This is a genomic window from Neorhizobium sp. T25_13 (assembly GCF_002968675.1).
Lineage (GTDB): Bacteria > Pseudomonadota > Alphaproteobacteria > Rhizobiales > Rhizobiaceae > Neorhizobium > Neorhizobium tomejilense.
Map to the genome: position 1 here is coordinate 1 of NZ_PVBI01000009.1, position 20,299 is coordinate 20,299.

The window sequence follows — 20,299 nt, forward strand, 5'->3', positions numbered from 1 at the left end:
GGCGGGGCTTGCCTGCGTGCTCGGCGGACCGTCGCCGCCGCCGCTGCTCATCCTCGACGAGCCGACCAACCATCTGGATATCGATTCCATCGCCGCGGTCGAGGCCGGATTGCGCGCCTATGACGGCGCGCTGCTGGTGGTCAGCCACGACGAGGTATTTCTCGAGGCGATCGGCATCACCCGCCGGCTGGAGCTGGGCTAAAGCCGGTCAGGCGGACTGCGAGCCGGTCAGCGCCTCGGTCGTCACCAGATTGACGCCGGCCTCGGCGAACTGGGCATTGTAGCGGCGGATGATGGCGGCGGCGCTCTCCTGCGGCTGGTCGAGCGTGCTGTGGGCGTCGGACACCACCGTTACCTTCAGCCCGGAAGCGATCGCGCCCTCTACCGTGCCGGCGATGCAGAAATCGGTCTGGGCGCCGAGGATCACCACTTCGGGCGCACCCTGGCTCTCGATCCATGCGCCGAGTTCCGGGTTGCTGAAGGAGTCCCGGACGGTTTTCGAGAAGGTCGGCTCGTCGTCCCGCTGGCCAAGCGCCGGCCAGACGGGCCAGCCCGGCTCTCCCGGTGCCAGCGGATCGCCCTCCGGCCCGTCATGGCGCACGAAGGCAATCGCCCGGCCTTCGCGCCGCGCCCAGTCGATCACCTTGCGGGCGCGCTCGGTGAGGAGATCCGCATCATGGAGAGGCGGCTCGACAAGACCGTCGAACATGTTGGTCTGCAGGTCGATGACGATGACCGGCGCTGTTTCCGCTGATGTGCTGGACATGGGTGGCCTCCATTCAAGACAAGGAAATTGCCGGATTCCCTGCGGATTTCAACCCATATCTTCGCGCTGAGGGCCCGATCGCCGCCGCCCTCTCTCGTTCGCGATCTGGCGTTCAGCGGCAGACGCGGGTGGTCTTGACGACGACCCGGCCGTGGTAGCGGGTCTTCACCTTCTTGACCATGCAGTCACGATGGCGGGGACGATATGGACGGTAGACTTCGCGGACGGTGTGACGCGGGGCGATCCGCTCATTGGTGGTGATGGTGACACTCGCGGCGTCGGACGGGCCGGCGACCGAAAGAATAGAAGAAATGGCCAGGGCCGATGCGAGAAGCAGGTTCTTCATTGGGTGTTTCCTCAATCTTTTGCGCGACATGAACGCGGATTGAGGAAGGGGGTTCCACGGAAGGAATGGGACTGAGGTCCTAGATTGACGATATTTGGATCGACACCATCTCCGCCGGGATGGGGCATGTTGGACTTTTGAAAATATGCTACTCTTAGGCGAGCGCCAAAGGAGTCGCTAACGTGAAGCGAATAAATCTATTCGAATATTTTGAACTCGCTGAGGAACTATCGTCGGCCAAGGCCACTGTGGCCTCTAATAAGATAAAGGGCGGATCTCTTTACTTTGGGTTGGTGGGCCTTCTTCCAAAGATTGAGGCTTTTCTTGCTGAGCCTAACGGATTCAACACCTGCAAACATAGTGCTTCTGAGCTAAAAGAGAACGTTCAGAACTGGTTGGAAGACAACATTTGGAAATCAGGCACGCCCTTCCCAGATGCAAAGTTCGATGAGGAATTTAGTGGTTGGCAATATCGCCATATCACCTCGAAGATCGACACCTTTCGAAGTGTGTTCGAAGCTGAATGCCGCGATGTCGACGTGTACTCCGTTGGACAGATCGCAATCTATAAAACGCGCGATCTCGTAGCAAATGCTTCTCATGTGATTCCTGAAGCGTTCCGCGACGGAATGTCTAGCGAGGCCCTCAAAGAATTTGACGACGCTGGCCGCTGCTTGGCGTTTGATCTTCCTACGGCTTGCGGGTTTCATGCGCTCCGAGGGACCGAGCTTGTCATTGAAGATTATTTGAAAGCGTTCGGTGTCACTAAAAAGATGGTTAGTTGGAATGAGTATATAAAGGCAGCCGAAGCTTTGGCCGATGATAAAAGGCCGGAACCCAAACCTTCAAAAAAGGTCACCGCGATGCTAGATAGGATGAAGTCCCTGGACCGCAATCCTTTGATGCATCCACGCGATGAGTTGGATACTGCGGGCGCAGATCATTTGTTTAGCTTAGCCGCTATCACCGTCGCGGAGATGATTCGCGACATTCGCAGAGTCAAGGGCCCAGGTATCGTAGCACTTATTGCTGCTCAAGCAGGTGCGGAGCTGCCGAGTGAACAAGCTGCAAAATGAGGCGACAAGAAGAAGTACACTGTAGCGTACTTCAACCCATAGAGGCACCTTGGTCGTGGGCAGAAGGGTTGCCTCACGCCGCTCAAACCGGAAAACAATCCTACCTTAGCAGCCCTTGGCCGCCGTCCACGTAGATCGGGGTGCCGGTCACGTGCCGGGAGCGGTCGGAGGCGAGGAAGGCGATGACTTCGGCGACGTCCTCGCTTTTTCCCGGCCGGCCGTCGCTGATCGGGACCTGGCCCTCCGGCCATTCCACCGGGATTGCGGTTTCCTGCGCGTGGCGGAGCTTGGTGTTGTCGCTGATATTGGTCTCGATCTCGCCGGGGCAGACGGCGTTGACGCGGATGTGGTGTTTGCCGAGTTCCAGCGCCAGCTGATGCACCATCGCCACCTGCGCAGCTTTCGTGGCGGTATAGGCAGTGGCGCCGGGTGTCGTGAAGGTGCGGTTGCCGTTGATCGAGGAGACGACGATGATCGAGCCTGCCCCCTGTGCCTTCAGATGCGGCACGGTGAGATGCAGCGTCAGATAGGTGCCGCGCAGGTTGACGGCGATCGTCCTGTCGAATTCTTCCGGCTTCAGGTCGTCGATCGGCGCCCACACGCCGTTGATGCCGGCATTGGCGACGACGATGTCGAGCCGCCCGAATTTTTCCGCAAGCCGGTCGATCGCCGCGCGCATCCGGTTTTCGTCGGAGACGTCGGCTTCCAGCACCAGGGCCTCTCCGCCGGCCTTCTCTATCTCGTGGGCAGTCTTTTCGATCTCGGTTCTCGTATGGCCGAGCAGTCCGACCTTGGCGCCTTCCGCCGCGAGTTTCATCGCCGCCGCCTTGCCGATGCCCGAGCCTGACCCGGTTACCAGAGCCACCTGATGCTTGAGTTCCATGAGTCCATCCTGTCGCTGGATCGCGGCTTCTGCCGTGCGAAAACGAACGGCAAGGGATGGCGCAAGGTTCCCGGGATCAGGATGGATATCGCTCGTCGAGGATGCGCAGGCCTTCCGCAAATTTCGAACCGTCGCCGCCCATCTGGCGCATCTGGGCAAGATTGTCGGTGAGGTCGGCGCGCTTCACCGGTCGGGCGAGCGGGTTTTCGATCGAGCGGCGGACGAAGGCGAAATATTCCTCGCCGTCGCGTTTGCTCATCGCGTCGACGGCATCGACGACCGCGTCGGAAAAGCCTTCTTTGCGCAGCCGCTCGAACGTCCAGCCCGGGCCTTTCTCGACCACGTCATGCAGCCAGGCGACCTGTTTTTCGTCCTCGCCGGCCACGTGTTCGGCGACCCGCCTGACATGGTCGATGAACGGACCGCCGGTTTTCGACGACTGTCCTTGATGGGCCTGCGTCGCGATGACAATCGCCTTGTCGATCAGTTCCGACATTTGTCTGTCTCCCGTCCGCTGGGCGGCATTCTATAGGGTCCGCGCCTGACGACAATGCGTCAATTGCGATCTTCTTCGAACTGAGGGACGGGAAGCGGGCTCAGCCAGTTCTCCCGCCGCTTCACCCATATTTCGTAGACCGGCTCGAGATCGGTCGGCGCCATGTCGAGCGATCCGACGCGGATCTCGATCTCGTCGCCGTCGCTCTCGTTGAAGACGCGCGAGCCGCATTCGGGGCAGAAGCCGCGGCCATGGAAATACTTGACCTCACCTTTGCTTTCAAAGCCATGCCGCGGCCAGATGCCGAACGTGACGAAGCTCGAGCCGCTTTCCTTGCGGCAATCGGCGCAATGGCAAAGCCCGATCCTGACCGGCGCATCCTTCACCGAATACCGCACGCTTCCGCAAAGACAGCTTCCAGACCGGATGATCATCCTTTCTCCTCCTTCTTCCTCGCCCGGGAAATGCAGTTAGGGCAGGGGAGGATGAAGGAAAGAGATCAGGCGGGTTCAGGTGCGCATAGCGGCTTGGGATCCCAGATGGAACAGAATGGCTCAGCCGGCGTTCGAAGCGAGCATTCAGATGGATCGTCGCCATGCGCTCGTTTCTCGCCGCTGCCGCGTTTCTCGCCTCCGCTTTTTCGCCGGGCTCGACTCTGGCGGCCGAGGGGGATTTCCTGAAGACGCTTGCCGGCAACTGGAGCGGCAAGGGCACGGTTCTGGCCCGCATCGGCGCGAGTCCCATCAACGTCACCTGCAGCTTCATCTCGACCGCCGGGACGACTACCCTGTCGATGCAGGGAACCTGCCGCGGCCTGCTGGTCATCCGGCGCAGCATATCGGCCGACCTGCAGGCTTCGGAAAACGGTTATAGCGGCACCTATCTCGGACCGTCCGGCCAGCCTTCGGTGCTTTCCGGCAACCGCCGTGGCAATGCGATCAATCTCGGCGTCCGCTGGGCGAGGGTGATCAACGGGGATCGCGTCGCCAACATGACGATCGAGAAGATCGGCGACGACCGCCTCAGGCTTCAAACGGTCGACAAGGATCTTTCGAGCGGCAAACCGGTGGTGACCAGCCGCATCGACCTCAGCCGGTGATCATCCGACGTCGGCGGTTTCGTTTATTCCACCTGGCCGAGCTTGCCGGGGTTCATGATACCCTTCGGGTCGATCGCCGCCTTGATGGCGTTCATCATGTCGACGGCGTCGCCATGTTCGCGGCGGAGATATTTCAGCTTGGAAATACCAATACCGTGCTCGCCGCTGAACGTGCCGCCCATATCCATGGCGCGCTGGTAGAGCCGTTCGGCGAGGCGTTCCGCTTCGGCCAGTTCTTCCGGGATTTCCGGCTTGATCAGGTAGCCGACATGGAAATTGCCGTCGCCCACATGGCCGATGATCTTGCCCATGACGAAAGACTTGTCGATATCCTCGCGGGCGGCGAGCACCGCTTCGGCAAGCCGCGAGATCGGCACGCAGACGTCTGTCGTAAACGCCTTGCAGCCGGGGCGCAGCGTCTGGTTGGAATAGATCGTTTCGTGGCGCGCCTTCCACAGCCGCTCGCGGTCCTCGGTGCGGGTCGACCATTCGAAGTCCGAGCCGCCGAACTCGTCGGCGATTTCGCGCACCGTGTTCGATTGCTCTTCCACCCAGCGCGGGCTGCCGTGGAATTCCAGGAACAGGGTCGGCGCGAGCTTGAGGGTCAGGCCGGCATGCCGGTTGGCGGCTTCCACCGCGACTTCATCGAGGAATTCGATCCGGGCGACCGGGATTCCGCTCTGGATGGTCGCGACGACGGCTTCCACCGCGCCGCGCATCGTCTCGAAGGCGCAGACGGCAGACGCGATGGTTTCCGGGATCGGGTGCAGCCTGACGGTCACCTCGGTGATGACGCCGAGCGTGCCTTCGGCACCGACATAGAGCTTGGTCAGGTCGTAGCCGGTGGAAGACTTCTTGGTGCGGCGGCCGGTGGTGATGATTTTCCCTTGCGGCGTGACGACGCGCAGCGCCAACACGTTTTCGCGCATCGTGCCATAGCGCACCGCCGTGGTGCCGGAGGCGCGTGTCGAGGCCATGCCGCCGAGCGAGGCATCGGCGCCGGGGTCGATGGGGAAGAACAGGCCGGTATCGCGGATATGGGCGTTGAGCTGCTTGCGGGTGACGCCGGCCTCCACCTGCACGTCGAAATCCTCGTGGTTGACCGCGACGATCTTGTTCATGCGGGTGAGGTCGAGCGAGATGCCACCCTTCAGCGGGATCGTATGCCCCTCCATCGACGAGCCTGCCGCGAACGGCGTCACCGGTATGCCCGCCTCGAAACAGGCCGAGACGACGCGCGCCACCTCGTCCTCGTTTTCGGCATAGACCACCGCATCCGGCAGCCTTGTCGGCTGCCGGGACATGTCGTGGCCGTGATGTTCGCGCACCGCTTCGGTGGTCGAAAGCCGGTCGCCGAAGTGCAACTTCAGAGTGTCGAGGGTGGATTGCAGGGAGGTCATTTTTTCTCACCCGTCAGCATGCGGTGGTAGCGCGAACGGGCAATTTCCTGCGTCGTGATGAATTCGAGGAGAACCGGCACGCCCCTTTGCGTCTGCTCGATGCCGCGCTTGATCGCCGGAATGATCTGATCCGGCTCGGTGACGCGTTCGCCGTAACCGCCAAGCGCCCGGGCGAAGGCGGCGTAGTCGCCGGAAATGTCGGTCGAGCGGTATTTCTCGGTCGACACCTTCATGATCGGCAGTTCCATCGCCATCGAGAAATTGTTGAGCAGGATGGACAGGATCGGCAGGCGCTCGCGCACCGCGGTTTCGAAATCCATGCCGGTAAAGCCGATCGCAGCATCGCCCCAGACATTGATGCAGAGTTTGTCCGGATGCATCAGCTTGGCGCCCATGGCGAGGCCGAGCCCATAACCGAGCTGGGTCGTCTTGCCCCAGCCGATATAGGTGAGCGGTTTCACCGACTTCCAGAACGGCGAAAGCTGGTCGCGCGGGCTGCCGGCATCATGGGTGATGATGGTATTCTCGATATCGACCGTGTGCTGCAGGTCCCAGAGCACGCGATAGGGCGACAGCGGCTTGCTGTCGGAGGTGAGCTTCGGCATCCATTCGGAAAGCCATTCCTCCTGCACCTTGGCGATCTCGGCAGCGACTTCTGTACTGTCGCGCGGAGAAACCTTGCGGGTTTCGAGCTCGGCAAGCACCGCGTCGAGCGTCAGCGCCGCATCGCCGACTAGCGCCACCTTGGCTTCGATGTCCTTGTTGACGTGGTCGGGATCGAGGGTCGCATGGATGACCGTCTTGTCGAGCGGCATCTGCACGCCGAAGGCGGTCTCGGTGAAGGAGCAGCCGATGCCGAAGATCAGGTCGGAACTGTCAAGGAAATGGCGCAGGGTCTTCGAGATCGCCGCCCCGCCGGCGCCGACCGACAGCGGGTGGGTTTCCGGAAACGCGCTCTTGCCTTCGAGGCTGGTGGAAACCGGAATCGCCAGCAGCTCTGCGAGCTGTTTCAGCTGCGGCCAGGCCTGGGCGTAGTGGATGCCCTGGCCGGCATAGAGGATCGGGCGCTTGGCAGCGAGCAGCAGGTCGACGGCGTCGCGCACCGCGATAGGGTCCGGCCCGTAGCGGGTGGAAAGAACCGGCCGGTAGTTCAGCGGTTCCGGCACTTCATCCTGCCATATGTCGTTCGGGATCTCGACCAGAACCGGACCGCCCCGGCCATTGCGCAGTTTGGAGAAAGCGCGTCGGAAAATGTTCGGGATTTCGGCAGTCGAGGTGATCGGCTCGGCGGACTTGGTGATGTCGCGCATCGAGCGGGTGGCATTGTAGTTCGGATCGACATGCGCGACTCGGCGTTCATAGCCCATTGGCAGCACGAGGATCGGCACGGATTCCGAATAGGCCTGGGCGATGCCGCCATAGGCGTTTTCCGTGCCCGGTCCGAGCTGCATGGCGAAGACGCCGATCGTCTTGCCGGACGAGAGGCGCGACATGGCGTCGGCCATGTGCAGGCCGTGGCGCTCCTGGCGCACGATGATCGGGCGGATATCGCCCATGGCCGCGTGTTCGAGAACGTGGTTCACGGGGTAACCGCAAATGATCTCGATCCCCTCGCGCTTCAGGATTTCCACGATGGCGTCGGCAACTTTCATGGGTTTCTCCTCCCGGGAGACGTGGTCGATTAGAGGTGCGGTTGGAAATCTTCCCGCGTCCAGGCACCGGGATGGCGCACGGGCGCACGGCGGGCCTGGTCGGTATTCAAAAGCCCGCTCTGGCCGAGCGTGATGCGATATTCCTCGATGAAGGCCTGCGCCATATGCGTGGCGCCATGGTCTCCGAGTGCGGCAAGCCCTAGCATGAAGGCACGGCCGGCAAACGACGAATGGGCACCGCAGGCAACCGCGCGCACCATGTCGACGCCGGAGACGACGCCGCTGTCGAAGAGCACCGTACCACGGGTGCCCACGGTTCGGGCGATTTCCGGCAGAACGTCGATCGTCGCGGGCGCCGCATCGAACTGGCGGCCACCATGGTTGGAAACGACCACGCCGTCGAGGCCGAGTTCCAGCGCCTTTTCCGCATCCGCCGGGTGCATGACGCCCTTGACCATCATCGGTCCGGTCCATCTGTCACGCAGGCGTGCGATCTGCTCCCAGGGGAAGCCGCCGCCGATATGTTTCTGCACGAAGGCGGACGTCGTCACGCGGTCCGGCGCGCCGGCAAAGCCTGCCATGTTGGCGAAGGTCGGCATGCCCTTGCGGCGGATCGCATCCAGCCAGAAAGGAGCCATCGCCGCCGCTATCATTGTCTTCGGCGTCAGCTTGAAGGGCATGGTAAGGCCGTTGCGAAGATCGCGCGGGCGCTTGGCGCGCACTGGCACGTCCAGCGTCACGACCAGAACCTTGGCGCCGGCGATGCGGGCGCGATTAGTCATTTCGAGACTGTATTGATGATTGTTCGGCGCCATCGGGTAGAGCTGGAACCAGGTGACGTCCGGTGCCCACTCCACCACTTTTTCGATCGTCGCGCAGGCAAGCGTGCCGACCAGATAGGGAATGTTGCGCGCCTGGGCGGCCTTGGCGAACTGTTCGGTGGCGCCTGGCCACATCATGCCGTCGAAGCCGATCGGCGAGATGCCGATCGGGGCGGCATAACGATGGCCGAAGAGTTCGACCGAGGTGTCGACGGTGGACACATCCAGGCCATAGCGCGGCACGACCTCGACCGCCTGCAGGGCGGTCCGGTTGCGGTTGAGGCCGGTCTCGTCGCCGGCGCCGCCCTGGAGGAATTCGTAGGCGAAGCGCGGAATACGCCATTTCGCCCGTTTTTCGAGATCGCCGACCATCGGATAACGCCGGCGGAGTTCCTCCAGCGTTTCTGTCGTCCTTGCGTCGTTCCCGGCTCCCCCCATGTCCGACGCCTCCTAGTAGGAAACCATGACTTCGATCATGGCCTGCTGGCCGCTCCTGGTCGCGGCCAATGCCCGCTGCAGCGCCGCCGGCAGGTCGGCGCCGGTCTCGACGCGTTCGGCATGGGCGCCGTGGGCGCGGGCGACGGCCGCGTAATCCGGGGCCGGATCGAGCGCGGTGATCGGCATGGTGTTGGCGGTCGCAGCACTTCCGTCCGGATACATGTAGAGCGTCGAGCGGCGCACGGCGTTCCAGATGCCGTTGTTGAAAACGACCGTCAGCAGCGGCAGTTTCAGGGCGGTTGCCGTCTGGTGGCAGGCGACGGGATTGGCGAACATGTAGGACCCGTCGCCGATCGTGGCGATCACCTGGCGGCTGCGGTCGCCAAGCTGGGCGCCGAGTGCTGCGGTCAGGCCGAAGCCGAGACCGCCGGACAGCGGGGTCGAGAAGTAGGATTTCGGGTATTTGAAGCTCATCACCGAAGGATCGATGCCGAGTTCGTTCACGACAGTCGTCCTGTCGTCCAGGATATCGGAGATGCAGCGACTGACATAGGCCGGCGTCATCGGCGAACCGTTGCCTATGGCGGCGCGTTTGTCGGCGGCCTTGGCCTGGGCTGTCTTGATCTTCGCCCATTTTTCGCGGCGCTCGGAGAAGGTTTCCGATGCCGGCACGCGCTCGGCCATCGCAGCGGCAAGCGCCGCAATCGTCTTGTTGATGCCGCCCGCAAGCGCGATGTCGATCGGAAAACTGCGGATCGGTACGCGGCTATGCTGCGGGTCGGGGCCGATGGCGATGACCTTGGCGCCTTCGGCTATGTCCGTATGGTCGGAAATCCATGGCACCGCGGCATTGATCACGACCACGACGTCGGCTTCCTTGAGGGCCTGGGTGGAGTCGCGGCCAATCATCATCGGGTGGTCGCTCGGCAGTGCCAGGCGGGTTGCCCACATCTCGATTGTCGGCAGCGCGAACTTCTCGACGAAGCCGGCGAGCGGTTCAAAGTCTGGAGCAAGCTCCGGGCTCTGGGTGATGATCAGCGGGTTTTTTGCCTTGGCGAGCAGGTCGGCAGCCTGGGCGACCCATTCCGGATCGGCCGGGCCGTAGGTGGTCGGGGTTACCGTCGAGCGGTGACTGATCTCGACCTCCGTCCCTTCGGCCAGCGCCTCGCGCGGCAGGCTCAGATAGACGGGGCCGCGCGGCTCGCTCATGGCGATGCTCATGGCGCGGTCGATGACGATGCCCGCCTGTTCCGGATAACGCAGTTCATAGTCCCACTTGACCACTTCGCGGACCATGCCGCCCTGGTCGAACATTTCCTGGCCCCAGTGGATCGGCGAGGAACGCGAGCCGAAACGGCCGTGTTCGGTGATCGGCGTACGGCCGGAGAACATCATGACAGGCACGTTTTCCGATCGGGCGTTGATCAGGCCCATGACCGAATTGGCAAGCCCGACATTGACGTGGACGATGACGCCGGCCGGTTTACTGGTTATCAGATAATAGCCATGTGCCATGCCGACCGCGACACCCTCATGCGGGATGACCAGGGCTTCCGGCATTTTCAGGCCGGTTTCGGACTGGCGGGCAAACGCCTCGATGATCGACGGAAAGTCGGTGCCGCCATTGGCGAACAGGACATCGATGCCGGCGGCCTTCATGTGGGTCAGGACAGCTTCGGCGGCGAAGGTGCCGGTCGGTTTTTCGTGTTTCATGCTGCAATCCTTGTGGAAATTCTTGAAAACCCGCCGGGAACTCGTCCTCAGGTGATGCTGATTGTCTTGGTAACCATGTAGGCATCGACGCCCTCGATCCCGACTTCGGAACCGTGGCCGCTCGCTTTCACCCCGCCGAACGGCGTTTCCGGCATGGAAATGTTGAAGGAATTGATGCCGACCATGCCCGCTTCCAACGCGTCTGAGAGTTTTGCAATGGTCTTGTGCGAATTGGAGAAGGCATAGGCGGCAAGGCCGTAGGGCAGTTCGTTCGCCTTGGTGACCGCATCGTCGAAATCCGAGAAGCGGTTGAGCACGGCGACCGGGCCGAATGGCTCCTCGCTCATGATCCGCGCATCGCCCGGCACGTCGGCGAGAACGGTCGGGGCATAGAAAAAGCCTTCGTTGTTGATGCGATGGCCGCCGGCGAGCAGCTTGGCGCCCTTGGCGGTGGCATCCTGCACCAGCGCCTCGATTGCGTCACGGCGGCGGCCGTGGACCAGCGGTCCCATGCCGGTCGCCGGATCGAGGCCGTCGCCGACCGTGATCTTCGCGGCACGCTCTGCAAAGCCGGCGCAGAAGGCGTCATAGGACTTGTCCTGCACATAGAAGCGGGTCGGCGAAACGCAGACCTGGCCGCCGTTGCGATATTTGCGCTGTACCGACATGTCGAGCGCCGCGGTCTGGTCGGCGTCGTCGAAGACAAGCACCGGCGCATGGCCGCCGAGTTCCATCGTGGTGCGCTTCAGGCTTTCCGAAGCCAGTCGAATGAGGTGCTGGCCGACCGGGACCGAGCCGGTAAACGAGATCTTGCGGATGATCGGCGAGGCGAGCAGGTGGCGCGAGATGAAGTCGGGCACGCCGTAGACGACCGCGATGACGCCGGCTGGAACGCCCGCATCGATAAGGCACTGGGCGACGGCGGCGGCAGACGCCGGGGCCTCTTCGCCGGGCTTGTAGATCATCGTGCAGCCGGCAGCGAGCGCCGAGCCCATCTTGCGGGCGGCATTGCCGACCGGGAAATTCCACGCCGAAAAACCAGCGGTCGGGCCGACCGGTTCCTTGACCACCTGAAAGCGAGTTTCGCCGATGCGGCCGGGAATGACGCGGCCATAGGTGCGGCGGCCTTCTTCGGCGAACCACTCCATTTCTTCCGTGGCGAAATGGGTTTCCAGCCGCGCTTCGGCGATCGGCTTGCCCATTTCGAGCGTCGCGAGTGTGGCGATCTCCTCCTGCCGGTCGTGCATCAGTTGTGCTGCGCGCTTCAGGATTCGGCCGCGTTCGCGCGGGCTGGTCGCACGCCACAGCGGAAAGGCGCGCTTGGCGGCTTCGAGCGCCTGGTCGAGATCCTGTGCCGTCGCATGCGGCACCACGCCGATCGCTTTTTCGGTGGCCGGGTTGATCAGCGGTTGCGTCTTGCGGTCGCCATTCTCCAGCCACGCGCCGTCGATCAGGAGGCGCGCGGACTGGTAAGCGTCGGACGAGCGGGCTGGATTGTTCGCGATGTTCATGGTCGTCTCCTCCGATTCATTAGACGAGTGCGTTTGGCGTTCGTCAATTTCGGGCTTTTCTCAAACCCGGCTTCCTCGTCCACTTCAAGGGGATAAAGCAGGGAACCTGATATTGTCAATTCCGACGTTCACGTCGGCTCAAATCGCCACCGTACCGCCATCGATCGGGATTACCGCTCCGGTCATGAAACTCGATGCCTTCGATGCCAAAAGCAGGGCGAGACCCATGATCTCGTCCGTCTCGGCGATGCGACCGAGCGGCACGGTGTCGGCGAAGGCCTTTTCCACCTCCGGCTCGCGGATGCGGCCGCCGGCGATATTGGTGCGGAACGGGCCCGGCGCGATGCCGTTGACGAGCACGTTATAGGGCGCCAGCTCCCAGGAGGCCTGCTTGACGAGGTTGACGACGGCGCCTTTGCTGGACGCATAGGCGTAACCGGTCATCGGATCGCCCCGCATGCCTGCAATCGAGGCGATCGCGACGATGCGGCCGCTTTTCTGCTTCTTCATATGCTTTGCGGCGGACTGGATGGCGACGAAGGTGGCGGTGAGGTTCACGTCCACCACTCGGTTCCACAGATCGTCGCTGACATTCTCGATGGCGCCCGCCTCGGTACGGGAATTCGGGCCGCCGCTGATGCCGGCATTGGCAACGAGGATATCGAGGTGTCCGCGCTTTTGCGCAATGCCGTCGATGGTGTTGCGCAGGCTCGCGCTGTCGGAGACGTCGACCCGATGACTCTCGGCGGAAAAACCCTGGCCGTTCAGCCATTGATAGGCGGCGGCAAGCGTCTCGGCGTCGAGATCGAGCAACGCCACATGCGCACCGTTGGCGGCAAGCGTCTTGGTGATGGCAAGGCCAAGGCCGCTTGCCGCACCGGTGACGATCGCGATTTGGCCTTTGAGATCGAATAGTTTTTCGGCCTGCATTTTTCTCCTCCCTGAGAGCCGGGCGAGCATGACCCTCCCCACCCAGGCGGCTCCAACCTTGTATGCAATTTCCAAAGATGCAAGTTAGAAATTTGCTATTATCAATCAAAATTTGACAGAATCATATTGACGCTCCCCAGAAGGTTATACAGATTGCCGCCATTCGCGGGTGCCGAGGAGCGCCTGCCTTAACGGTTGTCAGGTCCCGGGGAGGGTGAAACACCGATGAGCTTTACCGAAAGTTTTGAAACCGTCACCGGCACGAAGATCCGGCTCATGCGGAAAGGTACCGGTTCGCCGCTGCTCTTCCTGCATGGCGCGAGCGGCGCCTCGCGCTGGCTGCCCTTCATGGAGAAGCTCTCCGAAACCCACGAGGTGATCGTGCCGGAACATCCGGGTTTCGGCGCCTCCGGCAGCCCTGAATGGCTGGACAACATTTCCGACCTCGCCTTCTTTTATCTGGACGTCCTCGACCATCTCGGCCTTGAGAAGGTCAACCTCGTCGGCACGTCGATCGGTGGCTGGCTGGCGGCCGAGATCGCCATCCGCAATGCGACGAAACTCAGCTCCCTGACCGTCGTGGCGCCTGCCGGCATCCGGGTGAAGGGCGTGCGCAAGGGCGACGTGTTCATGTGGAACCCGGAGGAGACTGCCCGCAACCTCTTCCACGACCAGGCGTTTGCGGAAGCGATGCTGGCGGCCCCACCGCCGTCGAAGGAAGGGATGGAAATCCTTCTCAGGAACAAGCTCACGTCGGCCAAGCTCGCCTGGGAGCCGCGGTTCCTCAACCCGGACCTGCACAAGTGGCTGCATCGCATCTCGGTGCCGACGCTGATCGTCTGGGGCGACGACGACAAGGCTATGCCGGTCGGTTACGCAGCGGCCTGGCGCGACCTCATTCCCAATTCGCGGCTCGAGATCATCGAGAACTGCGGACATCTGCCGCAGATCGAAAAGGCCGACCGTTTCGTCGAGCTGGTCAATGGCTTCATCGGGGAGGTTACGCGATGAAATTCTACTTCATGCACCTGATGCCCTATGCGGATCTCGATCTGTCCTATGACGAGAAGCACAATTCCGCCTGGGTCACCCTGCCGAACAGCTATTACGACCCGAAGAAGGGCCACCAGCTCTACAATCGTTACCTGGACGAACTCGAATATGCCGACCAGCTCGGTTTCGACGGCATCTGCGTCAACGAACACCATTCGAACGCCTATGGCCTGATGCCGATCCCCGGCGTCATGGCCGGCGCGCTCGCCCGCCGCACCAAGAACGTCAAGATTGCCATTCTCGGCCGGGCGCTGCCGCTCCTCAACAACCCGCTGACCGTGGCGGAAGAATTCGCGATGGTCGACAACATTACCGGCGGCCGCCTGATCGCCGGCATGGTGCGCGGCATCGGCGCCGAATACCATTCCTGGGGCGTCAATCCGGCCTTCAGCCACGAGCGGTTCCAGGAAGCACACGACCTGATCCTGCAGGCCTGGACGCAGCCGGGTCCGAGCGTCTTCGAAGGCAAGCACTACAACTTTGAATATGTGAACGTCTGGCCGCGGGTCTACCAGGACAATCCGCATCCGCCGATCTGGATCCCGAGCCAGGGTTCCAGCGAGACGATCGAATGGGCCGCCCATCCGGATCGCAAATATACCTATCTCCAGACCTTCGCCTCGGTCTCGACCGTCGCCCGCTACATGAAGATGTATAAGGACGTCGCTGCCGGCTACGGCTACGAGGCGACCGAGGACCAGCTCGGCTGGTCGCTACCGCTTTATGTCGCCGAGACCGACGAGATCGCCCGCAGGGAGGCCAAGGACCATATCGAAGCCTTCCTGCAGAAATTCCTGCGCATGCCGATGGAGATGCTGCTGCCGCCTGGCTACACATCTGTGAAGTCCATGGTCGGGGCGATGTCGGCCAAGGCCGGTCACTCGATGAAGCAGACGATCGACAGCGTCATCGAAGAGGGCAAGTTCATCTGCGGCAGCCCGGCAACGGTGCGCGAGAAGCTGGAAGAATACCAGGCCCAGATCGGCTTCGGCCATCTGCTGACGCTTCTCCAGTTCGGTACGCTGCCAGCCGAGCTAACCCGCAAGAACATGGAGATCTACTCCAAGGAGGTCATGCCGTATCTGCGCAACGTGACCGCCAGGCGGGTGGCCTGACGAGGGGGTGCCGATTTGATGATTTTGATAAGCCCATGAAGCCTTTGGGCGTAGTCATATCACCCAAGGTTCATCTTGATGTGCGGTCGCGATTGTCATCATTTGAGGCGCAGGACCGCACAATTGTCACCCCCCAGTCGCTGCGGTCTTAGCGGCCGGCGCCCCAAAAGCCGGCCGCTCCCCTCGGGGCTATACCCCTTGTGCTAGGTCTTTTGGACGAATTGAGGACTTTGCAGTCCGGAGTACAATGGCGTTCTCCTAAGTCGAGCGTAGAAGAGGTTACGTCTTAGGAGAGGCCCGCGCAGGGGGAAAAGGCGCGGGCCTTTTTATTTTGCAGCACAGCATCAAAAAAGGTGATGCTATTTACAAAATTTCATGCATGTTCGCCGCGGGCTGGGGCGAGACATGAATCCAAAAAACAACGATGGGTGCTCGGATAATCTTCCGATCGGAGACGATTATTCAGAGTTTACCGATGGCGAACTCGAAGAGCTCGCTTTTGTGCTGATCCAGGCACTGACAATTCCGCCGCTGTCGGCCTGTTGCAGGTCGGGTGCTGCGGAGCCTGTCCCACAACAACCATCGGAATGAATTCACCATCGTCAGCACGGCGACCCGATTCTTCCACCGGCCGCGGATAGTCCGGTGTTTTCCCAGCAACGTCTGTGTTAGGAGGCGTCCCAGACGAGACGATGAGATAGGCCGATGCTTCCCTGGATCCAGCTTGACCGCGCAACCATTCCCGGCGAGGGCGGCGAACTGCGCCTGAAGCAGCGCGGGGCGGAATTTTCGATCATGCTCGGTTCGACCGAGCTGATGAACAGCCGGTTGAGCGGTTCGGAAGAGGCGCTGGCGACGCTCTCCTGCGAGCGGATTGCCGGCCGGAAAAATGCCCACATGCTGATCGGCGGCCTCGGCATGGGGTTTACCCTGAGGGCGGCCCTGGGAGCCCTGCCGGACGATACCAGGGTCACCGTGGCGGAACTCGTTCCGGCCGTGGTCGACTGGGCGCGGGGGCCGATGGCGGAATTTCACAAGGGCACGCTCGACGATCCGCGTGTCGATATTCATGTCGGTGACGTCGGGGCGCTGATCCGGTCGCGCAACGGCGCTTACGATGCCATCCTGCTCGACGTCGACAACGGGCCCGACGGCCTGACGCGGGCTTCCAACGACAGCCTCTATAACCACGCCGGGCTTCGGGCCGCCAAGGCTGCGCTGCGCGACAACGGCGTCCTGGCCGTCTGGTCGTCGGCGCCGGATGCCGGTTTTACCCGTCGGCTGCGGGATGTCGGATTTGCCACCGAGGAAATCTTTGTGCGCGCCAACGGCAAGCGCGGCGGCCGCCACGTCCTGTGGATGGCCACCAACCGGTAGCAGATCGGCAAACGGCCGGTCCGCGGGAGCCTCAACGAAAGCGGGGCTCGCATCTCATTTCGCCCCGTCTTCATGCTCCAGCGAGCCCGAAGCGGTCGGCAGCAGTGAGAAGAGATGGGCGTTCATCGCCGCCTGCGCCCATTCGGGGTTGCGGGCCTTGAGCGCCGCGAGGATTTCCCGATGCTGGGCGTGGGTGCGGCGCGTGCGCACCTCGACCGGCTCCGAATAGCGGTTGAAGATCGAGGCCGGCAGTTCCAGCGAAGAGGCGAGGATCTTTTCGAGCCGCGGGCTTTCGGCGGCAGCGGCGATCACCGCGTGGAATTCCCCGTTGAGTTTGTCGAACCCTTCGAGATGTTCGTTCCAGCCGAGTTCCTCGAACTGGGTCTCCATCAGCCGTTCCAGCTCCTGCAGCCGCTGCAGGTCGGTTTCCGAAATGCGGGTCGCGGCGCGACTGGTCGCATGACCTTCGAGAATGGCACGCAGCCGAAAGATCTCGACCGCGTCGTCGAGCGAAAAATCCGCGACGATCCCCCGCCGGTAGCGTTCCAGCACCACCAGGCCCTCGGCGTTCAGCCGGTTCAAAGCCTCTCGGATCGGCGTGCGGGAAACGCCGATCGCGACGGCAAGCTGGTTTTCGAGCAGCTTGTCGCCGGAGCGCATCTCGCCGGTGAGGATCAGGTGCCGGATGCGATGATAGGCGGTTTCGACGGCGCTCTGCGTCGCCCCGTCCTTGGCTCCGTCTCTGGTTGTCTCGTTCGTCAAGCCGCCACCTGTTCCTTCTTCATGATGGAGGAGATTACGACAAACCATCCGCCGAGGCCAATCGACAAAAAGTGTATACCAGTTCATGGAGAGTGGCTTAAAGAAGGCATCAAATCCTTGACTTTCGTTTTAAAGGTATACAAACTCTCCTTGAGGAGCCTGATAAGGCAATCGGCTTCGGCCGAAGGAGGAGACCCCATGACGCAGACCCGCAAACCTTTTGTCGTCGGTATCGGCGGGACCCAGCGCCCCGGCTCGAGCTCCGAGCTCGCGCTACGCTACTGTCTCCTGGCTGCCGAAAAGGCGGGCGCGGAGATCGACCTCATCTGCGGAGCAGAACTCGAGCTGCCGCTCTTCGACCCGGGCGTCACGCACCGCACTCCGGCCGCGCTTCGCTTGCTCCAATCTCTTCGCCGCGCCGACGGCATCATCATAGCAACGCCGAGCTATCACGGCGGCATGTCCGGCACGATCAAGAACGCCATCGACTATACGGAAGACATGCGGGGAGACGTACGCTCCTATTTCGACGGCCGCGCCGTCGGCTGCATCGTCTGCGCCGCCGGCGATCAGGCGCTCGGCGCAACGCTGATCGGCCTGCGCTCGGTCGTGCATGCGCTGCGCGGCTGGCCGACCCCTTACGCGGCGACCATCAAATCCAACGAGAAACCTTTCGTCGACGGCAAGCCGGCTCGCCGTGAGGTTGCCCAGCCGCTCGAAATCGTCGCCTCGCAGGTCGTTAGTTTCGCCGAAATGGTGATGGCGAGCCGCGTCGAAGATGGCGCGCCGCGCCTCGTCGTCAGCCACTGATCCAATTTCAATCCTCGTCGTCGGATCCGTTTTGCCTTCATCCGGCGACGGTCCCAGCGGAGCTTTCCATGAAGTTCAATTTCTTCCACCTGATGCCTTATCCCGATTACGACAAGCTGCCGCATGAATGGCCGGTCAGCACGCACGGGATCGACAGCACCCGCATCCAGGCGCTCTACAACGAATATATCGACGAGATGGTCGATGCGGAGAACTACGGTTTCGACTGGGTGGGCTGCAACGAGCACCATTTCAGCCCATACGGCCTGATGTCGAACCCGAACCTGATCGCCGGCGCACTTGCCCGCCAGACCAGCAAGGCGAAGATCGCCATCGTCGGCAACCTCCTGCCGCTGCTGAACCCGGTCCGCGTCGCCGAAGAATATGCGATGATCGACGTGATGTCGGGTGGTCGCCTGATCGCCGGCTTCCTGCGCGGCATCCCGCACGAATACATTGCCTACAACATTCCGCCGAGTGAATCCCGCAGCCGGTTGCGCGAAGCGACCGAGTTGATCATCAAGTGCTGGACCGAGGACGAGCCCTTCGGCTGGGAAGGCGAGCATTATCAGTTCCCGGCCATCTCGATCTGGCCGAAGCCGATCCAGAAGCCGCATCCGCGCATCCTGATGTCCGCCAGCAACGCGGAATCGGCCGAGTTCGTCGCCAAGATGCGCGCCATCATGGGCATCACGCTGATCCAGGACCTGTCGATCGCCAAGGCCGCCGTCGAAAATTTCAAGAAGACCGCCCGCTCCTACGGGTGGGAGCCGACGCCGGACGACATCCTGGTCGGCCAGCAGATCTGCATCGCCGATACGGACGAGGAGGCGAGGCACCACATGGCCGCCGCTCAGACCTATTTCCACCAGACGCTGATGCGGCCGCAGCGCTCCGCCCAGCAGCTTGTGCTCGGACAGAGCCGCTACTACACCGAGGCCGATGCCGGCGAGAATTTCCAGAAGCGCCTCGCCACGCTGCGCGGCCGTACGGTGGAAGAACAGATCGAAGCCGGTTCGATCATCTGCGGCAGCCCTCAATCGGTCATCAAGCAGATCAAGCGCCTTCGCCAGGAACTCGATTGCGGCCTGCTGAACCTGACGATCAAGGTCGGCAACATGCCGGGCGGCGTCGTTCGACGCGGCATGGAACTGTTCCGCGACCGCGTCGCCCCGGAAGTGGCTGGCCTGTAAGAGGAATTTGACCCATGAGCTTTGTATTGAAGACGATCGAGCTTTCCCGCGGCAGGCTCACCTATCATGTCGGCGGCACGGGGCAGCCGGTCGTCTACCTGCATGCTGCCGGCGGCGTGATGCTGACCGAGCCGCTGAAGGCACTGACCGGCAACCACACGGTCTATGCGCCGATCTGCCCGGGCTTCGATGGCACCGAGCCGAACGAAAGCCTGAAGACGGTGCGGGACTGGGTGGCCATGGTCGCCGAGTTCGCCGAAAAGCGGGTCGGCCCGCGGTTCGACGTGATCGGCTCGTCTTTCGGCAGCTGGTCGGCCTTGTGGCTTGCCGCCGAGCACCCGAAATTGGTCGACCATCTGATCCTCGGTGTCCCGGCCGGCTTTCGCTTCGAGGGCAAGGGCGGTTTGCCTGCCGATCCGGACGCGCGTTTCAAGGCGCTTTATGCCCACCCGCAGAAGATCAAGTCGGCGCCGAAATCGCCTGATGTCATGGCTGCCAACGGCCGCACCTACGAGCGCCTCGCCAATAATGTCCAGGTCGACGAGGCACTCAGTGCACGCCTTCCCTCGATCGAGGCGGTGACGCTGATCCTGCTCGGCACCGAAGACAAGGTCGTGCCGGCAGAGGCCGGCGCGTACCTGAAGCGCAATATCCCGACCTCGCAGCGGGCCTTCATTTTCGACGCCGCCCATTCGATCGAGGTCGACCAGCCGGAACGCACGTTGCGGCTGTGGACCGACTTCCTGAAGCGCGGCCCCGGCTACGTGCTCAACCAGGGGCCGGAGGCCGCCTGACGTCATTCCCTTCCCAGGGAGCCTTGGCCCAGACCTCGGTCTGGGCCTTTTTTCTTGCGAGACT

At 62.3% G+C, this 20,299-nt stretch carries 20 protein-coding genes and 1 pseudogene; 9 read left to right on the forward strand and 12 right to left on the reverse strand.

Annotation, left to right across the window (positions count from 1 at the left end):
* Positions 1 to 202, forward strand: a pseudogene (locus C5J22_RS20815) (ABC transporter ATP-binding protein); the annotation flags it as partial.
* Between the two features lie 6 nt (positions 203 to 208).
* On the opposite strand, the gene C5J22_RS20820 reads toward C5J22_RS20815, so the two are convergent.
* A complete protein-coding gene (locus C5J22_RS20820; protein ID WP_105439782.1) occupies positions 209 to 766 on the reverse strand; it encodes an isochorismatase family protein in 558 nt (185 codons plus the stop codon).
* A gap of 112 nt (positions 767 to 878) precedes the next feature.
* On the reverse strand, positions 879 to 1,112 hold the full coding sequence (locus C5J22_RS20825) for a hypothetical protein (protein WP_105439783.1): 234 nt from the start codon (positions 1,110 to 1,112) through the stop codon (positions 879 to 881).
* A 182-nt stretch (positions 1,113 to 1,294) separates the two neighbouring features.
* Between C5J22_RS20825 and C5J22_RS20830 the strand changes: the two genes are divergently transcribed.
* On the forward strand, positions 1,295 to 2,188 hold the full coding sequence (locus tag C5J22_RS20830) for a hypothetical protein (RefSeq protein ID WP_105439784.1): 894 nt from the start codon (positions 1,295 to 1,297) through the stop codon (positions 2,186 to 2,188).
* Between the two features lie 100 nt (positions 2,189 to 2,288).
* Here the strand turns inward: C5J22_RS20830 and C5J22_RS20835 are convergent, their stop codons facing one another.
* From C5J22_RS20835 to C5J22_RS20845, 3 genes are all read right to left on the reverse strand, one after another.
* The gene (locus C5J22_RS20835) at positions 2,289 to 3,071 is read right to left on the reverse strand and encodes an SDR family NAD(P)-dependent oxidoreductase (RefSeq protein ID WP_105439785.1); all 783 of its coding nucleotides are present in this window, start codon (positions 3,069 to 3,071) and stop codon (positions 2,289 to 2,291) included.
* 76 nt (positions 3,072 to 3,147) lie between these two features.
* Positions 3,148 to 3,567: an HD domain-containing protein gene (locus C5J22_RS20840; protein WP_105439786.1), complete on the reverse strand. Its 420-nt coding sequence runs from the start codon at positions 3,565 to 3,567 to the stop codon at positions 3,148 to 3,150.
* A gap of 59 nt (positions 3,568 to 3,626) precedes the next feature.
* Positions 3,627 to 4,001, reverse strand: a complete 375-nt coding sequence (locus C5J22_RS20845) for a GFA family protein (RefSeq protein WP_105403923.1) — start codon at positions 3,999 to 4,001, stop codon at positions 3,627 to 3,629.
* A gap of 161 nt (positions 4,002 to 4,162) precedes the next feature.
* Between C5J22_RS20845 and C5J22_RS20850 the strand changes: the two genes are divergently transcribed.
* Positions 4,163 to 4,666 (forward strand): hypothetical protein, encoded by a 504-nt coding sequence (locus tag C5J22_RS20850; protein WP_105439787.1) that lies wholly within the window; start codon positions 4,163 to 4,165, stop codon positions 4,664 to 4,666.
* 23 nt (positions 4,667 to 4,689) lie between these two features.
* Here the strand turns inward: C5J22_RS20850 and C5J22_RS20855 are convergent, their stop codons facing one another.
* The 6 genes from C5J22_RS20855 to C5J22_RS20880 all read right to left on the reverse strand — a co-directional run bounded on the left by C5J22_RS20855 (position 4,690) and on the right by C5J22_RS20880 (position 13,131).
* Positions 4,690 to 6,066 (reverse strand): FAD-binding oxidoreductase, encoded by a 1,377-nt coding sequence (locus C5J22_RS20855; protein WP_105439788.1) that lies wholly within the window; start codon positions 6,064 to 6,066, stop codon positions 4,690 to 4,692.
* A complete protein-coding gene (locus tag C5J22_RS20860) occupies positions 6,063 to 7,859 on the reverse strand; it encodes a thiamine pyrophosphate-requiring protein (protein WP_256386154.1) in 1,797 nt (598 codons plus the stop codon). The genes C5J22_RS20855 and C5J22_RS20860 overlap by 4 nt, the downstream gene beginning before the upstream one ends.
* Positions 7,748 to 8,977, reverse strand: coding sequence for an alpha-hydroxy acid oxidase (locus C5J22_RS20865; RefSeq protein ID WP_105439790.1), 1,230 nt, complete (start codon positions 8,975 to 8,977; stop codon positions 7,748 to 7,750). Before C5J22_RS20865 ends, C5J22_RS20860 begins: the two co-directional genes overlap by 112 nt.
* Positions 8,978 to 8,989: 12 nt before the next feature.
* Positions 8,990 to 10,690 carry a thiamine pyrophosphate-requiring protein gene (locus tag C5J22_RS20870; protein WP_105439791.1) on the reverse strand — a complete coding sequence of 567 codons (1,701 nt, stop codon included), beginning with the start codon at positions 10,688 to 10,690 and terminating at the stop codon, positions 8,990 to 8,992.
* Positions 10,691 to 10,737: 47 nt separating this feature from the next.
* The gene (locus tag C5J22_RS20875; RefSeq protein ID WP_105439792.1) at positions 10,738 to 12,201 is read right to left on the reverse strand and encodes an NAD-dependent succinate-semialdehyde dehydrogenase; all 1,464 of its coding nucleotides are present in this window, start codon (positions 12,199 to 12,201) and stop codon (positions 10,738 to 10,740) included.
* 138 nt (positions 12,202 to 12,339) lie between these two features.
* Complete coding sequence (locus C5J22_RS20880; RefSeq protein WP_105439793.1) at positions 12,340 to 13,131, reverse strand: SDR family NAD(P)-dependent oxidoreductase; 792 nt, start codon at positions 13,129 to 13,131, stop codon at positions 12,340 to 12,342.
* Between the two features lie 225 nt (positions 13,132 to 13,356).
* Here C5J22_RS20880 and C5J22_RS20885 point away from each other — a divergent pair, with 225 nt between their 5' ends.
* From C5J22_RS20885 to C5J22_RS20895, 3 genes are all read left to right on the forward strand, one after another.
* Positions 13,357 to 14,142, forward strand: coding sequence for an alpha/beta fold hydrolase (locus C5J22_RS20885; RefSeq protein WP_105439794.1), 786 nt, complete (start codon positions 13,357 to 13,359; stop codon positions 14,140 to 14,142).
* Complete coding sequence (locus C5J22_RS20890) at positions 14,139 to 15,299, forward strand: LLM class flavin-dependent oxidoreductase (RefSeq protein ID WP_105439795.1); 1,161 nt, start codon at positions 14,139 to 14,141, stop codon at positions 15,297 to 15,299. Before C5J22_RS20885 ends, C5J22_RS20890 begins: the two co-directional genes overlap by 4 nt.
* Before the next feature lie 705 nt (positions 15,300 to 16,004).
* Positions 16,005 to 16,676, forward strand: coding sequence for a spermidine synthase (locus C5J22_RS20895; protein ID WP_105439796.1), 672 nt, complete (start codon positions 16,005 to 16,007; stop codon positions 16,674 to 16,676).
* Between the two features lie 54 nt (positions 16,677 to 16,730).
* On the opposite strand, the gene C5J22_RS20900 is transcribed toward C5J22_RS20895, so the two are convergent.
* Positions 16,731 to 17,438, reverse strand: coding sequence for a GntR family transcriptional regulator (locus C5J22_RS20900; protein ID WP_105439797.1), 708 nt, complete (start codon positions 17,436 to 17,438; stop codon positions 16,731 to 16,733).
* A 198-nt stretch (positions 17,439 to 17,636) separates the two neighbouring features.
* On the opposite strand from C5J22_RS20900, the gene C5J22_RS20905 reads away from it, so the two are divergent.
* The 3 genes from C5J22_RS20905 to C5J22_RS20915 all read left to right on the forward strand — a co-directional run bounded on the left by C5J22_RS20905 (position 17,637) and on the right by C5J22_RS20915 (position 20,235).
* Positions 17,637 to 18,248: an NADPH-dependent FMN reductase gene (locus tag C5J22_RS20905; protein ID WP_105439798.1), complete on the forward strand. Its 612-nt coding sequence runs from the start codon at positions 17,637 to 17,639 to the stop codon at positions 18,246 to 18,248.
* A gap of 68 nt (positions 18,249 to 18,316) precedes the next feature.
* Positions 18,317 to 19,441 (forward strand): LLM class flavin-dependent oxidoreductase, encoded by a 1,125-nt coding sequence (locus tag C5J22_RS20910; protein WP_105439799.1) that lies wholly within the window; start codon positions 18,317 to 18,319, stop codon positions 19,439 to 19,441.
* A 14-nt stretch (positions 19,442 to 19,455) separates the two neighbouring features.
* Entirely contained in the window at positions 19,456 to 20,235 is a 780-nt protein-coding gene (locus C5J22_RS20915; RefSeq protein ID WP_105439800.1) for an alpha/beta fold hydrolase, read from the forward strand.
* The last annotated feature ends 64 nt before the right edge of the window (positions 20,236 to 20,299 follow it).